17 protein-coding genes are annotated in these 14,869 nt (G+C 61.1%); 7 read left to right on the top strand and 10 right to left on the bottom strand.

The annotated features are described in order from the left end of the window. The 3 genes from ACWUKX_RS30280 to ACWUKX_RS30270 all read left to right on the top strand — a co-directional run. Nucleotides 1-133, top strand: a 133-nt coding sequence (locus ACWUKX_RS30280) for a c-type cytochrome (protein WP_456010339.1), incomplete at its 5' end; no start/stop codon positions are given. Nucleotides 134-196: 63 nt separating this feature from the next. Beyond that, nucleotides 197-1,138 (top strand): heme o synthase, encoded by a 942-nt coding sequence (locus ACWUKX_RS30275; RefSeq protein WP_456010338.1) that lies wholly within the window; start codon nucleotides 197-199, stop codon nucleotides 1,136-1,138. 409 nt (nucleotides 1,139-1,547) lie between these two features. Then, nucleotides 1,548-2,366, top strand: coding sequence for a DUF2189 domain-containing protein (locus tag ACWUKX_RS30270; RefSeq protein ID WP_456010337.1), 819 nt, complete (start codon nucleotides 1,548-1,550; stop codon nucleotides 2,364-2,366). 55 nt (nucleotides 2,367-2,421) lie between these two features. Here the strand turns inward: ACWUKX_RS30270 and ACWUKX_RS30265 are convergent, their stop codons facing one another. From ACWUKX_RS30265 to coxB, 6 genes are all read right to left on the bottom strand, one after another. Next, entirely contained in the window at nucleotides 2,422-2,895 is a 474-nt protein-coding gene (locus ACWUKX_RS30265) for an aminoacyl-tRNA deacylase (RefSeq protein WP_065007814.1), read from the bottom strand. A gap of 186 nt (nucleotides 2,896-3,081) precedes the next feature. Then, complete coding sequence (locus ACWUKX_RS30260) at nucleotides 3,082-3,486, bottom strand: cytochrome C oxidase subunit IV family protein (protein WP_456010336.1); 405 nt, start codon at nucleotides 3,484-3,486, stop codon at nucleotides 3,082-3,084. A 25-nt stretch (nucleotides 3,487-3,511) separates the two neighbouring features. Then, nucleotides 3,512-4,234, bottom strand: a complete 723-nt coding sequence (locus ACWUKX_RS30255) for a heme-copper oxidase subunit III family protein (RefSeq protein ID WP_456010334.1) — start codon at nucleotides 4,232-4,234, stop codon at nucleotides 3,512-3,514. A gap of 13 nt (nucleotides 4,235-4,247) precedes the next feature. Beyond that, nucleotides 4,248-4,952 (bottom strand): cytochrome c oxidase subunit 3, encoded by a 705-nt coding sequence (locus ACWUKX_RS30250; RefSeq protein ID WP_127210604.1) that lies wholly within the window; start codon nucleotides 4,950-4,952, stop codon nucleotides 4,248-4,250. Next, on the bottom strand, nucleotides 4,949-6,718 hold the full coding sequence (gene ctaD / locus ACWUKX_RS30245) for a cytochrome c oxidase subunit I (protein WP_456010332.1): 1,770 nt from the start codon (nucleotides 6,716-6,718) through the stop codon (nucleotides 4,949-4,951). Before ctaD ends, ACWUKX_RS30250 begins: the two co-directional genes overlap by 4 nt. 86 nt (nucleotides 6,719-6,804) lie before the next feature. After that, the gene (gene coxB, locus ACWUKX_RS30240; protein ID WP_127319104.1) at nucleotides 6,805-7,620 is read right to left on the bottom strand and encodes a cytochrome c oxidase subunit II; all 816 of its coding nucleotides are present in this window, start codon (nucleotides 7,618-7,620) and stop codon (nucleotides 6,805-6,807) included. A 455-nt stretch (nucleotides 7,621-8,075) separates the two neighbouring features. On the opposite strand from coxB, the gene ACWUKX_RS30235 reads away from it, so the two are divergent. Further along, nucleotides 8,076-8,600, top strand: coding sequence for a hypothetical protein (locus tag ACWUKX_RS30235; protein WP_287339037.1), 525 nt, complete (start codon nucleotides 8,076-8,078; stop codon nucleotides 8,598-8,600). Nucleotides 8,601-8,628: 28 nt separating this feature from the next. Here the strand turns inward: ACWUKX_RS30235 and ACWUKX_RS30230 are convergent, their stop codons facing one another. Continuing rightward, nucleotides 8,629-9,537, bottom strand: a complete 909-nt coding sequence (locus tag ACWUKX_RS30230) for a LysR family transcriptional regulator (protein WP_456010330.1) — start codon at nucleotides 9,535-9,537, stop codon at nucleotides 8,629-8,631. Between the two features lie 145 nt (nucleotides 9,538-9,682). Between ACWUKX_RS30230 and ACWUKX_RS30225 the strand changes: the two genes are divergently transcribed. Beyond that, nucleotides 9,683-11,134 (top strand): MFS transporter, encoded by a 1,452-nt coding sequence (locus tag ACWUKX_RS30225; protein ID WP_456010329.1) that lies wholly within the window; start codon nucleotides 9,683-9,685, stop codon nucleotides 11,132-11,134. 50 nt (nucleotides 11,135-11,184) lie between these two features. Here ACWUKX_RS30225 and radC read toward each other — a convergent pair whose 3' ends face one another. Together radC and map are read right to left on the bottom strand one after the other, a co-directional pair. Continuing rightward, nucleotides 11,185-11,940 (bottom strand): RadC family protein, encoded by a 756-nt coding sequence (gene radC / locus ACWUKX_RS30220; RefSeq protein ID WP_456010328.1) that lies wholly within the window; start codon nucleotides 11,938-11,940, stop codon nucleotides 11,185-11,187. Between the two features lie 69 nt (nucleotides 11,941-12,009). Next, the gene (gene map, locus ACWUKX_RS30215) at nucleotides 12,010-12,837 is read right to left on the bottom strand and encodes a type I methionyl aminopeptidase (protein WP_456010326.1); all 828 of its coding nucleotides are present in this window, start codon (nucleotides 12,835-12,837) and stop codon (nucleotides 12,010-12,012) included. Between the two features lie 235 nt (nucleotides 12,838-13,072). Here map and ACWUKX_RS30210 point away from each other — a divergent pair, with 235 nt between their 5' ends. Further along, nucleotides 13,073-13,369, top strand: a complete 297-nt coding sequence (locus tag ACWUKX_RS30210) for a DUF982 domain-containing protein (RefSeq protein ID WP_455840921.1) — start codon at nucleotides 13,073-13,075, stop codon at nucleotides 13,367-13,369. Between the two features lie 139 nt (nucleotides 13,370-13,508). Beyond that, a complete protein-coding gene (locus ACWUKX_RS30205) occupies nucleotides 13,509-14,168 on the top strand; it encodes a DUF2161 domain-containing phosphodiesterase (RefSeq protein ID WP_456010324.1) in 660 nt (219 codons plus the stop codon). A gap of 314 nt (nucleotides 14,169-14,482) precedes the next feature. Here the strand turns inward: ACWUKX_RS30205 and ACWUKX_RS30200 are convergent, their stop codons facing one another. Continuing rightward, nucleotides 14,483-14,668, bottom strand: a complete 186-nt coding sequence (locus ACWUKX_RS30200) for a hypothetical protein (protein ID WP_456010323.1) — start codon at nucleotides 14,666-14,668, stop codon at nucleotides 14,483-14,485. Between the last annotated feature and the right edge of the window lie 201 nt (nucleotides 14,669-14,869).

Here is a 14,869-nt window from a genome sequence, read left to right as displayed (position 1 = left end):
CGAAGCCACGCTGACAGACTACCTTCGCGATCCCAAGGCCAAGATCAAAGGTACGAAGATGGCGTTTGCCGGCCTCAAGAAGGACGAGGACCTTGCCAACGTCATCGCCTACCTGAAGCAATTCTCCAAATGACCCGGTTCTTCAGTCGGCCGATGGCGCGGCCAGATTGCCTGTCACCATCGGTGGTCGCCTGAAATGTCGGCGCGGGAAAGCGGCCTCACGGATACCAGTATCCAGATCTCTGAAGCGACAGTCAGTGATTTCTTCGCGCTTCTGAAACCACGCGTCATGGCGCTTGCTGTTTTTACCGCCTTCGTCGGGCTGATTGTGGCGCCTGGCGCGATGAATCCGGTCATCGCTGTGATTGCAATTGGCGCAATTGCGGTTGGAGCGGGAGCGGCCGGGGCACTCAACATGTGGTACGATGCCGATATTGATGCGCTGATGTCGCGCACATCAAAGCGGCCGGTCCCGTCAGGCCGGGTCATGCCAGGCGAAGCTCTCGGCTTTGGCCTGGTGCTTTCCGTGCTTTCTGTCATGACGCTCGGCGTGCTGGTGGGGTGGCTTGCCGCATCGCTGCTGGCCTTCACCATCTTCTTTTACGTCGTCATCTACACGATGTGGCTGAAACGCTCGACGCCGCAGAATATAGTCATAGGCGGCGCCGCGGGCGCCCTTCCTCCGGTGATCGGATGGGCGGCGGCCACCGGCGCCGTCGGGGCTGAAAGTCTCGTCCTGTTTCTGATCATTTTCCTCTGGACGCCGCCGCATTTCTGGGCGCTAGCGCTGTTCAAGATCGGCGACTATGCTGCCGCCGGCGTTCCCATGATGCCGAACGTGGCCGGTCAGGCTTCGACCAGAAAACAAATCTTCGTCTATTCACTGATCCTGGCACCAATCGGCGTGCTCCCTTGGGCTTTTGGATTCGCGAGCGGATTGTACGGGCTCGCTTCGGCCGCATTGGGCGCGGGTTTCATCTGGCATGCCTGGAAGCTTCTGATCGACAAAAGGTGGGTTGAAGGGTGGGAGATGAAACGCGCAAAGGCGCTGTTTGCCTATTCGATTTTCTATCTTTTCGCGATCTTTGCCGTGCTGCTTGCCGATACCATTGCAATGCGTATCGTCATGTCAGCCTGAAATTGACCTGCCTCGTGGTTGCATCGAATCCTGATTCTTGGATTGCTTGCCGGGTTGAGACGGCCAATCGGCGATTGCTGAACGAGGTCCGCCCCCGAACCTGCTCAAACCTCACGTTGGCACTGCGCAGAACCCCAGCAACAGCAGAATAACTACGCCAAGGCCGAGCATGAGAACGGTCTTTCCATCCATGACCTTCACCCTTCAACCCGGCTTGGAGAATATCGGAGAAAGGCCATTAGAGCTAGCCGGATCACCGGAGCCGTCCCCTCAGACAAAGGGCGGCGACAAATCCCATGCAAGAGCGTATGTTGACCATGGTGCAGGTCGCGGTTTTGCGTGGCCAGTTACGCTGAACGGCAGCACCGTGGAATCGCGACCTTACCGGACCTGGTCTGGAGGAATGGTCATGGCAAGTTTTCACGTGATTGCAGGCGCCAGCGAGACGCTGGAGCACACCAGAATTCGAAAGATCGGCGTTTCCGACCTTTTCGACGCGCTCAAGCGAGGGGTCGACGATTTTATGGTCAAACCGTCGCATATCGTTTTCCTCTGCCTGATCTATCCGCTTGTCGGCGTCGTGCTCGCTGTCTGGACGTCGGGCAACAATGCGTTGCCGCTGTTGTTTCCGCTGGTGTCAGGTTTTGCGCTGATCGGTCCATTCGCGGCGATCGGGCTGTATGAGATCAGCCGCAGGCGGGAAGCCGGACTCGACGCCTCCTGGGGCCACGCTTTCGAGGTCAGGAATTCTCCGGCGCTGCCGGCCATCGCGGCGGTCGGGATCATGCTGCTTGCGATCTTCATCGCCTGGCTTTTAACCGCGCAGATATTTTACCAGCAGGTGTTCGGCCCGGCCCCGCCGGAATCGCTCTCCAGCTTCATCAGTGAAATATTCGCCACCGGACGCGGCTGGACGCTGATTATCCTGGGCCACGCCATCGGCTTCGTCTTCGCCGCGGTCGTATTGTGCACCACGGTCGTCGCGTTCCCGTTGTTGCTCGACCGCGACGTCGGCGCCTATGAAGCCATCCACACCTCGGTGCGCGTGGTCCTGGCGAACCCGATCGTGATGGCAGTGTGGGGCCTGATCGTCGCCGTCGCCCTGATCATAGGCTCGCTGCCGGTGTTTGCCGGGTTGGCGGTCGTGCTGCCGATCCTCGGTCACGCCACCTGGCACGTCTATCGCAAAGTTGTGGAATCGCCGGCTTCCACCAAACCGGGGAGCTGAAAAAATCCTGCCTTGCCGCACCGGCGAGCGCGCCGGAACGGCAAGGGCTGAGCCTTCAGTAAGCCGGGTAGCTAAAGCGGGCTTGTTGTGCGTCGCTGGTCAGGTTGCGGAAATCCTTGCCGCTGACATGCACGAGCGTCCTGTGGTCACCGCCCTCGAAATAGATGTCGGCGGCATTGCCTAGGCTTTCATCGAGGATCACCGGCACATCGTAGGCCGCGCCGATCGGCGGGATGGCGCCGGTGTCGCAATCCTCGAAGAGCGAAACCACCTCGTCTTCGGAGGCGAGTCCGATGCGCTGGTCCATGACGTCCTGCAACGTGCCGAGCTCGATCCTGTGCGTGCTGGGCACCACGGCCAGCGCATAGCCACCGTCGTGGTGAACGACCACCGATTTGGCCATTATGCTGCCGGGCACATGCGCCGCTATGGCGGACTGCCTGCTTGTCGAAGTGCGGTGGTGCTCGACGGTGTCGTAAGAAATTCCTTTCTCGTCGATAAAGTCCTTCAGTCTGTTTGCGATCGTCATCTTGAGCCTCCCTCGCTGGAGTTCGCGACGCATGTGGAGACGAGGGCAATCATTTTGCTTCCGTCGTTTCCCTACCAACAAAAATGGGCCAGCTGTCGATTGTTTCAAGGCAACGCAGAGCGGGCCGCAAATGGCATCTCCGGCTCTTGGTGGACATGCTGCCGAAGTCCTGTACCCGGATGCGCGTCAGGGCTCGGCCCCAAAAAACACCGTCCGGGTGAGAAGCGTGTAATCCGATTCGAAGACCATCATTGCCACGAACACCAGCACCAATATCGGCGGCAATATGATCGCATATGTCAGCGCCAGCCGTTCCCAGGCCATGTGCATGAAGACTGCGACGATCAGCCCGGCCTTGAGCATCATGAAGATCAGGATCAGCGACCATCTGAGATAGCCCTGGAGGCCGACATAATCGACCAGATAGGAGCAGGCGCTGAGGATGAACAGCCATGCCCAGACCACCAGATAGAGCTTGATCGGGTGCTCCTGATGAACTTCCGCGGGGGCGGTGCCGATTGCCGCCGGATCATGCGCTTGAGCTCCGTGCAGCGTGTGTTGCGCCATGCCGTTTGCGGTTACCTCAGCCATATCTGCCTCTCAAAGATGCTGCTTCTCACCAAAGATAGAAGAATGCGAAAATGAATACCCAGACCAGGTCGACGAAATGCCAGTAGAGCCCCATGATCTCGACGTGCTCGTAGCGGCCCTTGCGGCTGGTGAAGAAACCAGGCCGTCCCGTGTCGTAATCGCCGCGCCAGACCTTTCGCGCCACGATGATCAGGAAGATCACCCCGAACGTCACATGGGTGCCGTGAAAGCCGGTGATCATGAAGAAGGATGATCCGAACTGCGCCGCACCCCACGGATTGCCCCAGGGCCGTACCCCTTCGGTGATCAGCTTGGTCCATTCGAAGGCCTGCATGCCGACGAAGGTCGCGCCGAGTGCTGCGGTCAAAAGCATGAGGATCGCAGTCTTGCGGCGGTCGTGGCGATAGCCGAAATTCACCGCCATGGCCATCGTTCCGCTGCTCGAGATCAGCACGAAGGTCATGATGGCGATAAGAATCAGTGGAATATTCGAGCCGCCAATGTGAAGGGCAAAGACCTCGCTCGGATTGGGCCACGGCACTCGGGTAGACATGCGCGCGGTCATGTAGGAGAGCAGGAAGCAGCCGAAGATGAAGGTGTCGCTGAGCAGGAAGATCCACATCATGGCCTTGCCCCAGGACACGTTCTTGAACGCGCGCTGATCCGAGGACCAGTCGGCGGCGACGCCTTGCAAGCCCGCCGGCCGCGGCTGTGCTTGGCCAGTATGCGTCAGTGTCGTGTCTGCCATCCGTCCGGCCCTCCTAGGTCAGCAACTGTCGGCAAATCTCGATGAAAGTCGCGGCCCAGCCGGCCAGAAGAGCGAAAATGGCGAGCCAGACGAAAAGCAGGAAATGCCAGTACATGGCGCACAATTCGACGCTGAGGCGAAGCCGCTCCGGCCGTGCTCCGTTCCAGGCGCCGGCAGTTGTTCGGCTCAGACCCACCAGCCCTCCCAGGATGTGCAGGCCATGCATCCCGGTTATCAGGTAGAAAAAACTATTGGCCGGATTGGCGGTCAGCAAGTAGCCGTCGGCGGTCAGTTCCCGCCAGGCCACAAGCTGTCCGATCAGGAATGCAAGCGCGGTGAGCCCGGCCGTGACGAGGCCGAGCCTGACCGTGTCGATCTGGCCCCGGCGCGCAGCGACCGAGGCGCATTGCAGCGCGATGCTGCTCAGGACCAGCACGCCGGTGTTGAACCAGAGCACGCGCGGCAGCGGCAGCGCCTGCCAGTCCGACAGCGCCATGCGCATGAAATAAGCGCTGGTGAAGAGTGCAAACAGGCAGCCGACGACGGCGAGGAAGACGCCGAGGCCGATCTTGGCGGTCGGCAACGCCGATCCTTCCTGGCCGATAATATCACCGATCACACCTTGCTCGAGCCATGGCTTGGCCATCAGCCGCTGGTGGGAAAGCCACCATCCGGCAAAGCCGACGATCACGAGGAGGAAGACCAGAATGACGCTCATGCCGGCTCCCTGGACGATCCGAAGGAGCCCGGCATGTTTTGCGGGATAAAATCCTCCTTGGCGCCCGGCACGCTGTAGTCATAGGCCCAGCGATAGACGATCGGCAGTTCCTTGCCGAAGTTGCCATGGGCGGGCGGTGTTTCGGGCGTCTGCCATTCGAGTGTCGTGGCGCGCCATGGATTGCCGCCGGCCTCCCGGCCGTGGCGGATGCTCCAGATCAGATTGAACAGGAATACGACCTGGGCGAAGCCGACGAGGAACGCCATGATGCTGATGAACGCGTTCAGATCGTGGGCCGACTCGGTCATCACCGCCGTGTTGGTCAGTTCGTGGTAGCGGCGCGGCACGCCCATCAGGCCGATGTAGTGCATGGGAAAGAAAATCAGATAGGCGCCGAGGAAGGTGATCCAGAAATGGAACTGGCCCATGGCCTCGTTCAGCATCCGGCCAGTGACCTTCGGGTACCAGTGATAGATCGCCCCGAAGATCACCAGGATCGGGGCAACGCCCATGACCATGTGAAAATGGGCAACGACGAACATCGTGTCCGATAGCGGAACGTCGACGACGACGTTGCCGAGAAACAGTCCGGTCAGCCCGCCATTGACGAAGGTGACGATGAAGGCCAGGGCAAAAAGCATCGGCACGGTGAGGTGGATGTCGCCGCGCCACAGCGTCAGCACCCAATTGTAGACCTTGATCGCGGTCGGGACGGCAATGATCAATGTCGTGGTGGCGAAGAAGAAGCCGAAATAGGGATGCATGCCGCTGACATACATGTGGTGCGCCCAGACCACGAAGCTCAGCGCGCCGATGCCGACGATGGCCCAGACCATCATCCGGTAGCCGAAGATGTTCTTGCGCGCATGGGTGCTGATCAGGTCGGATACGATGCCGAAGGCCGGCAGCGCCACGATGTAGACCTCGGGGTGGCCGAAGAACCAGAACAGATGCTGGAACAGGATCGGGCTGCCGCCGCCGTGCTGCAATTGTTCACCCATCTCGACGATCGCCGGCATGAAGAAGCTGGTGCCGAGCGCACGGTCGAACAGCATCATCACGCAGGCGACAAACAGCGCCGGGAAGGCGAGCAGCGCCATGACGGTCGCGGTGAAGATACCCCAGACGGTCAGCGGCAGGCGCATCAGCGTCATGCCGCGTGTGCGGGCCTGCAGCACCGTCACGACATAGTTCAAGCCGCCCATCGTGAAGCCGATGATGAACAGGATCAGCGAGACGAGCATCAGGATGATGCCCCAGTCCTGGCCGCCTGGTGTGCCGGTCATGATCGCCTGCGGCGGGTAGAGCGTCCAGCCGGCACCCGTCGGTCCGCCGGGCGCAAAGAAGCTCGACACCAAAACGAGTACGGCAAGCAGGTAAATCCAGTAGCTCAGCATGTTGACATAGGGAAAGACCATGTCGCGTGCGCCGACCATCAGTGGGATCAGGTAGTTGCCGAAGCCACCCAGGAAGAGTGCCGTGAGCAGGTAGATCACCATGATCATGCCGTGCATGGTGATGAACTGGTAGTAGGCTTCCGGGGTGATGAAGTCGAACGTGCCGGGGAAGCCGAGCTGCAGCCGCATCATCCAGGACAGCACCAGCGCCACCATGCCGATTGCCGTGGCCGTCGCCGAATACTGAATGGCGATGACCTTGGCGTCCTGCGAGAAGACGTATTTGGTCCACCAGCTGTGCGGATGGTAGAGTTCCATCTCCGCGACTTCGGCCGGCGGTACCGCATCTGCAGGTGTGATATCGACCATAAGAACACTCCGTGCCCTTTTCGGCAGACTCGACAGTTTCGAGCCCTGCCGCAATTTTCAACCCACGTCGCCGTCTTTCCCGGCGTCTACTCTGCCGAGCCCACCTGCTGGGGGGCCGACAATTGCGCGAAAGTCTGCTGTTCGCCGAGCCACGCCAGATAATCTTCCTGCGTGTCGACCATGACCACGCCATTCATCAACGGGTGCCCCTGGCCGCAAAGTTCGGCGCACAGGACCTGGAAGGTTCCGGTCTTGGTCGGGGTGAACCAGAAATAGGTGACCGAGCCCGGGATCATGTCCATCTTGGCGCGAAATTCAGGGACATAGAAATCATGCAGCACGTCGATCGAGCGGAGCAGCATCTTGACCGGCTTGCCGACCGGCAGATGCAGATCGGCGGCCTCGACGACGACATCGTCCTGACCGTTGGCATCACTGGCGTTCACGCCAAGGGGATTTTCAGGGCTGACGTTGCGGGTGTCGGATGTGCCGAGCTTGCCGTCCTTGCCGGGCAGGCGGAAACTCCATTGCCATTGCTGGCCGACGACTTCGACCACTGTTGCGTCGCTTGGGACGCTGACGAACTGGTTCCAGACGAACAGGCCGGGAACCAGCATGGCCGTGACCCCGATTGCGGTGACGATCGTCAGCCACCATTCGAGCCGCTTGTTCTCGGGTTCGTATGCCGCCTGGTTCCCTTCCCGATGACGGAAGCGGAAGACGCAATAGGCCATGAATAGGACGACGGCGGCGAAGACGACGCCGGTGATCCAGAAGGTGATGATGATGGTGTTGTCGATATAGTCCCAGTTAGAGGCAATCGGCGTCCACCACCATGGGCTCAGGAAGTGAAACAACACTGAGCCCACAACTACCAAAACGAGTACAAGCGCGATGGCCATATCCCGTTTCCTCCCGGCATTCCAAGGGCGCGAAGCCGCCCCGGGAAATGCCAAATGCATCATAGCTCGATTTCCCGTCGAAATTCTAGTGCGGTCTTCCGGTCAGCCGAAAACGCAATGGCGATGATGCGGAAGAACCCAAGAAGAAGAAGGCTGCAGCGAAGAAAAAGCTGCCAAGGGCGCCGAACAACACGGCATTGCGCCGAATTATGAAAGACCGCCCCCAATGCATCCTTTTTCATAGTCGCCTTAAAGCGACGTGCGTCCACTTGGACGCAGAAACTCTGAACGAATTTTCACTATCCACGAATCGTGCGTCCGAGAATCGATCCCGATTCTCGGGCCGATGCTATAAGCGACAGATTCGCGCCCAAGCAGCGGTTGGCGGCTGGCGATAAGATGTTTTGATCATTATCTGCGCCGAGTTGCAAAGTGCAGGGTCGTTGGAGGGATCGTTGAAATTATTCGTCGGCATCGGAGGCGCGGTCGCCACAGCGTTCCTCTTCGCCTCGGTCTGCGGTATCGCCCAGGCCGACAGCGTCCTTGACAATTGGCGGTTCGACACCGGCAGCGATGGCCTGGTCACTGCCTCGCTCCATGCTACCAACAAGCTCATCACGGGCGGCGGCACCTTAAGCTACAGCCCGATCCTGACCATTGCCTGTCGGGCGAATGGCGAACCGCGCTGGAGCGAATGGCTGCAGTTGAACGATGCCGTCTCCGCCAGCCGGACCATCACCGTGTCGGTGACCGTCGACAAGGCCAGCAAGGTCAACGAAAGCTGGTCGGTCGGCGCGCGGGGGAGGAGGCTGGTTCGGGATGGTGCCGACGGGATCAGGCGATTGGTTTCCGCAGACCGGCTCCAACTGTCCTGGCGGTTCGGGCTGCTGTCGGGGCGAGGCGAGGCCGATTTCGACCTTGCCGGGTTCAGCGAGGCGGTTGGGCAGATCGCCGGCACCTGCAACACCGAGTTGCCGTGATCGGATCAGCAACGCTCGCCTCAACCCACTAAGAAATCCAGTGAGTTATTCCGGCGCAAACGTCTCGAACGCACCCGCGCAGCCAGCGGTGCGCCGGATCGGCATCGAGCCGCGGGTGCCACAAAAGTGAAACCGTGATTTCCGGCAGGGGAACCGGCAGAGGGAAACAGTACATTCCGTCGCGCAGGTTCCCCGTATATCGTTCGGGAACGCTGGCGATCAGGTCCGAGGCGCGCGCCAGAGCCAGAGCTTCCGAAAAACCGCCGACGACCGTCACGATCTCTCGTTTCAATCCTAGCGGCTCAAGCGCGTGGTCGATCGGTCCCCTGTCGAGCCCGCGACGGGAGAGGAGGATGTGCCGGCCGGCCGCATAACGGGCAGGGGTGATCGTCAACTCGCATAAGGGATGCCCCATCCGCACGACGCCGACGAAACGATCACGGAACAGCGCTTGCGCGCGCACCTCTGGCCCCGTGACCTTTCCGACGACGCCGGTTTCCAGGTCTGCGCTGCCGTCGCGCAGGGGCGTGCTGTCCTTGTCCGGCTTCAGTACAAAACGCAGCCGCACGCCCGGTGCTTGTTTGCCAACGCGCGCAATGAGATCAGGTCCGAAATTCTCAACGAAGCCGTCCTGGTTTCTGAGCGTGAAGGTCCGCACAAGCCGTTTCAGGTCGAGCGTCTCAACAGGACGCAGAACGGCTTCGGCGTCCTCCACAAGCTGACCGACGCGCTCGCGGAGCTCGAGGGCCCGGGGTGTGGGAACGAGGCTGCGTCCGGCCCTGACCAACAGCGGATCGCCGATCGTCTCACGCAATCGCGCCAGCGCCCGGCTCATCGCCGACGGGCTAAGCCGCAGCCTCTTGGCGGCGCGTGCCACACTGCCTTCGGTCAGCAGCACATCAAGGGTGACAAGCAGATTGAGGTCGGGATGCGGCATAGATGGATCGTAGCATGGTTGGCACGATCTGACATAGCGTCAAACGCAATGATTAAGTGCAAACGATGCGTCTTCCGCCATATCAGGCAAAGGACTACGTGTCTGCCAGCTCCGTTTCCGGAGCCGCCAGAAAACGGAGTTCATATTGAAGGCAATCGATGCAGGACGGGCAGTCGCCGGAAATGTGGAACGAGCACCTTCGGTTCGGTGGGCGCTTGCCGGCCTTTCGCTGTCAATGTTGCTGTCCTCACTCGGCATCAGCATCGCCAATGTTGCCTTGCCGACCTTGGCTCAGGCGTTCGACGCCTCGTTCCAGGAAGTCCAGTGGATCGTGCTGGCTTATCTCCTCGCCGTGACCACCCTGATCGTCAGCGTTGGACGGCTCGGTGACCTCATCGGTCGCCGGCGGCTGTTGCTGGCCGGACTGTTCCTGTTCACGACGGCCTCGGTCCTGTGTGGTGTCGCGCCGACGGTCTGGCTGCTGATTGCCGCGCGGGCGACGCAGGGCTTGGGGGCGGCCATCATGATGGCCCTCACCATGGCCTTCGTCGGTGATACGGTTCCGAAGGCAAGGACCGGCAGCGCTATGGGGCTGCTCGGAACGATGTCGGCGATCGGCACCGCTCTCGGTCCGTCGCTCGGGGGCCTTCTGATTGCCGGATCCGGCTGGCGGGCGATCTTCCTTGTCAACGTGCCATTGGGTTTGCTGGCCCTTGTTCTCGCCTATCGCTACCTGCCGGCTGATCGCCGGGGTTCGAAGACGGATCGGGCCGGCTTGGACGTTGTGGGCACGCTGCTGCTTGCCTTGGCGCTTGGCGCCTATGCGCTCGCGATGACGTTCGGGCGTGGCAGTTTTGGTCCGCTCAACATGGCTCTGTTGGTGGCAGCCGTTTTCGGAGCCGGCTTCTTTGTGCTTGTGGAGGCGAGGGTGGCATCACCTTTGATCCGATTGGCCGCATTCCGCAATGCGACGCTGAGTACGAGCCTCGCCACGAACGCACTCGTCGCGACGGTGATGATGGCGACACTGGTGGTCGGGCCGTTCTATCTGTCTCGTGCGCTCGGGCTCGACGCGGCTCTTGTTGGCGTCGTCACGTCGGTCGGTCCGCTTGTCGCCGCGCTGACCGGCGTGCCAGCTGGTTGCATAGCGGACCGTTTTGGCGCTGGGCGCATGACCATCATTGGGCTCATCGCGATAGCGGCCGGTTGCCTCATTCTATCCATGATGCCGACAATATCAGGCATCCCTGGCTACATCGCTCCGATCGCAATCGTCACATCAGGCTATGCGCTGTTCCAAACGGCCAACAACACCGCCGTCATGTCGGATATCCGCCCGGACCAGCGGGGCGTCATTTCCGGCTTGCTCAATTTGTCGCGCAATCTCGGGCTCATCACCGGTGCATCCGCCATGGGCGCCGTGTTCGCATTCGCCTCGGTGGCGATCGACATCGCAACGGCGCGCCCCGAGGCCGTTGCCGCCGGCATGCGGATCACGTTCGCAGTCGCGGCGGTTCTGATTGTCGTCGCGCTCGCAATTGCGGTTGGTAGCCGTGCTCTCGCGGCGCGCCCCTCGCTGCCTGGAGGTATTTCTTGACACGAGACCGTACGCTTCGGCAAGAAGCCGATGCATGCTCAGATCGGGCGTCAAATCAGCAGCAGGCCCTTCATGCTGGCATGACCCTTCTTGCCGATGATGATGTGATCGTGGACGGCGATGCCGAGCGGTTTGGCCGTCTCGATGACCAGCTTGGTCATCTCGATGTCGGCGCGCGACGGCGTCGGATCCCCTGATGGGTGATTATGCGCCAAGATGATCGCCGTGGCGGAGAGTTCGAGCGCGCGTTTGACCACTTCGCGCGGATAGACCGGCGTGTGGTCGACGGTGCCGACCTGCTGCACCTCGTCGGCGATCAGCGCGTTCTTCTTGTCGAGAAACAGGATACGGAACTGCTCGCGCTCCTCGAAGGCCATTACCGACCGGCAGTATCCGAGAACCTGCGTCCAGGACGACAAGACCTCGCGGCCTTTGATCTCGCTACGTGCCGCGCGTTGGGCGGCCGCGGCAACGATCTTCAGATCGAGCGCCACTGCCGGGCCGATACCCCTGACCTCCTCAAGTCGCGCGACAGGCGCGCCAAGCACCTCGGCAAGCGTGCCGAAACGCGCCAGCAGCGCCTTGGCGACGGGCTTGGTGTCGGCGCGGGGGATCAGGCGGAAGAGCAAGAGCTCCAGCAATTCGTAGTCGGGGAGGGCGTCGGAACCCGCGGCCGCGAACCGTTGGCGCAAACGGTCGCGATGACCGAGATAATGCGGCTTTTCGACCGACTTGGCTTTCGCGAGCGATTTTATCGGTCTTTCGGGAAAGAAGATGCGTGCGTCTTCGTCGCTGGTTTTCCCCATAGGCCGCCCATATCCAGCATTTGCCGGGCAGATGCCCGCGACTTGTCGAAACACTATACCGGCAGGACACTATGCCGGCAGGCCCGGGCGGTCGAGGTTTTTTGGCGACAGCGTGAAAATCTCGCACCCGGTTTCGGTGACGCCGATCGTGTGCTCGTACTGCGCCGACAGCGAGCGGTCGCGTGTCACCGCCGTCCAGCCATCCGACAGCACTTTTACGTGCGGCCGGCCGAGATTGATCATCGGTTCGACGGTGAAGATCATGCCCGGCCGCATCTCGACGCCCTCGCTGGCGCTGCCATAGTGCAGGATGTTCGGCGCGTCGTGAAAGAGCTGGCCGACCCCGTGGCCGCAGAAATCGCGCACCACCGAGCAGCGCTCGCCTTCGGCATAGGTCTGGATGGCGGCGCCGATGGCGCCGGTGCGGGCGCCCGGCCTGATCGCCGCGATGCCGCGCATCAGGCATTCATGCGTGACCTCGAGCAGGCGCTCGGCGGCGCGCTTGATCGTGCCCACCGGATACATGCGCGAGGAATCGCCATGCCAGCCATCGAGGATGTAGGTGACGTCGATGTTGACGATGTCGCCGTCCTTCAACGGCTTGTTGTCGGGAATGCCATGGCAGACGACGTGGTTGATCGAGGTGCAGGATGACTTCGTGTAGCCGCGATAGTTGAGCGTCGCCGGCAATGCGCCGTGATCCATGCCGAATTCGAAGACGAAGCGGTCGATGGTTTCAGTGGTAACGCCCGGCGCGACGATCGACACCAGTTCGTCGAGGCAGCGTGCGGTGAGGTCGCAGGCTTTGCGCATGCCGTCAAAGCCCTCTTCGCCGTAGAGGCGGATCTGGCCGGTGTTTCTGAGTGGTGCCGTGGCGGCGTCGAGATAGGTGACCATTGTGTCCGTCTTGCCGGAAGAAAGGGCTTCTGATGAGCCCGCGCGAAAAGTCTCTCAGATTTGGCACCGGACGGCGCCAGGTTCAAGGACGAACTGCCGGCGATGGGCTCAAGCCGGCGATATTCATGTCTTGCGGCTTCATCCTGTGCCTGTCCAGCCCGTGCCAGGGTTGTTCGTCCGCACTGACGACATATTTCTGAGTAACAAGTGGGGAACGCGTTCTGGAGAGACACGAATGGACAGATTGCAATTCGAGGTGCCGGTGCGCATCACGACAGCGCCTGGCCTGCCGGTCGAGGAAATCTACAGCGTCGAACAGGCGCTTGATTTCCTGCAAGGCTGGCCGGTTCGCCGGCAGGGCCCGGTCTATCAGGCCGCGTTCAATGCCTGCTTTGGCGCCACGGTCGACCTGGTCGAGACCGAGGATGCTTGCCGGGCGTTCATGGCGTTCTGCCGGGTAAGCCGCCTCCTGGCCAGGGACATGCTGGTTCCGCGCAAGCGCGGAGGCGAGGCAAGGGGGCTGAGGGCTTAGCGGCCGAGCCGGGCAGTCCCAGCGAACTGCTTAATGCATCCCGCACTTCCATGCGTTCGACGAGCGGCAAATCTGCCCCAGAGCGGCATGCCTTCCGTGATGCTGTGCCAGCCAGTCACGAATCGGCTATGGCTCCGGCATGCAGGAAACGTCTCTTTACATCCCGGTGAAGCGGTTTCTCGAGAGCCTGGAATTCACCGTTAAAGGCGAAGTTGGTGGTTGCGACGTCGTGGGACTGCGTGACGGCGAGCCGCCCGTGGTCGTCATCTGCGAATTGAAATTGCAGTTCAACCTCGAACTCATACTTCAAGGTGTCGATCGTGCTGCGTCATGCGATGAGGTCTGGCTCGCGGCGCGGATGTCGGCCCGCGGCAAAGGCCGCGAGCATGACCGTCGGTTCCGCGCACTCTGCCGGCGGCTCGGGTTCGGGCTTCTGGGGGTTGGTTCCGCCGGCAACGTCGAATTGCTGCTCAGCCCGGCCGCTTTGCCGCCCCGGCGAGACCCGAGACGAAGATCGCGCCTGGTGGACGAGCATCGTCGCCGGCGCGGCGACCCTGTAGTCGGCGGCGGCTCGCGTACGCCGATAATGACCGCTTACCGGCAAGATGCGCTGGCCTGCGCCGCTGCGATGATCGACGGGCCGAAGCGCCCGCGCGACTTGCAAGCCATTTCACCACGCGCCGCCAAGATCCTGCTTCACAATGTCTATGGCTGGTTCGCCAGGGCCGAGCGCGGCGTCTATGCGCTGACGGACGTTGGCCGCGCTGCGTTACACCGCTGGCCCCAACCGGCTCCATAACGAGGCGGCGCCGAGTTTGGTTGAGCGGCTTGCCGCGGGCAGGGGAGACAACGTACCTCTCCCGACTTGGCAACGATCAGAGTCGGCGCGGGCTGTATCGGTTGTCGCTGGCCGTGGAAATCATCATTGCATCAGGCGAAACGTGACAGCCTCTTCCGAGTTGCTCATCTGCCTTGTGCACACCCGTTGATGCGCGAAATACGACAAGATGAGTTGCGTCGAACTCAAACGCGGCAATGGGCACCGTCGCCGGCGAGATATCGCAAACCGCGATCGCCCGCGGCAAGATTGTTCAAACAAATAGTCCAAACTGGCTATGAGGCGGCCAGCGCGTCGCCACCGTTGTCACTGCCGCGCCAGAGCGCAAAAATCGGGCAAATGCGGCGGCAGGAGACAGTGAAGGCAGCAGTCAGAAACAACAATGTTGATATTTGCGTTACCAAGCGCGTCGAACGGATCGGCACGCCTAGGAACAAAAAAGGAATATTCTGGTAGTTCATTAAGATTGGCTACGGATTGTTTTTCACGAATTCGACCTTGGCAGGAGCGCGCACTTTGTGCGGTGAAGTCCGGCCTGCGACACTCGATGCAATACCAAAAATCTCAAAAATTCTATCAGAGGGGTGCGGGTATTTGATTTGGCGCTAATATACGCCGTCGAGTAGGCAGGCCACCGCGGGGCGCTAAGAAAAAAAGGATTA

It is taken from the genome of Mesorhizobium sp. f-mel (assembly GCF_053850215.1).
This window is presented reverse-complemented; position numbering and strand designations above follow the sequence as displayed.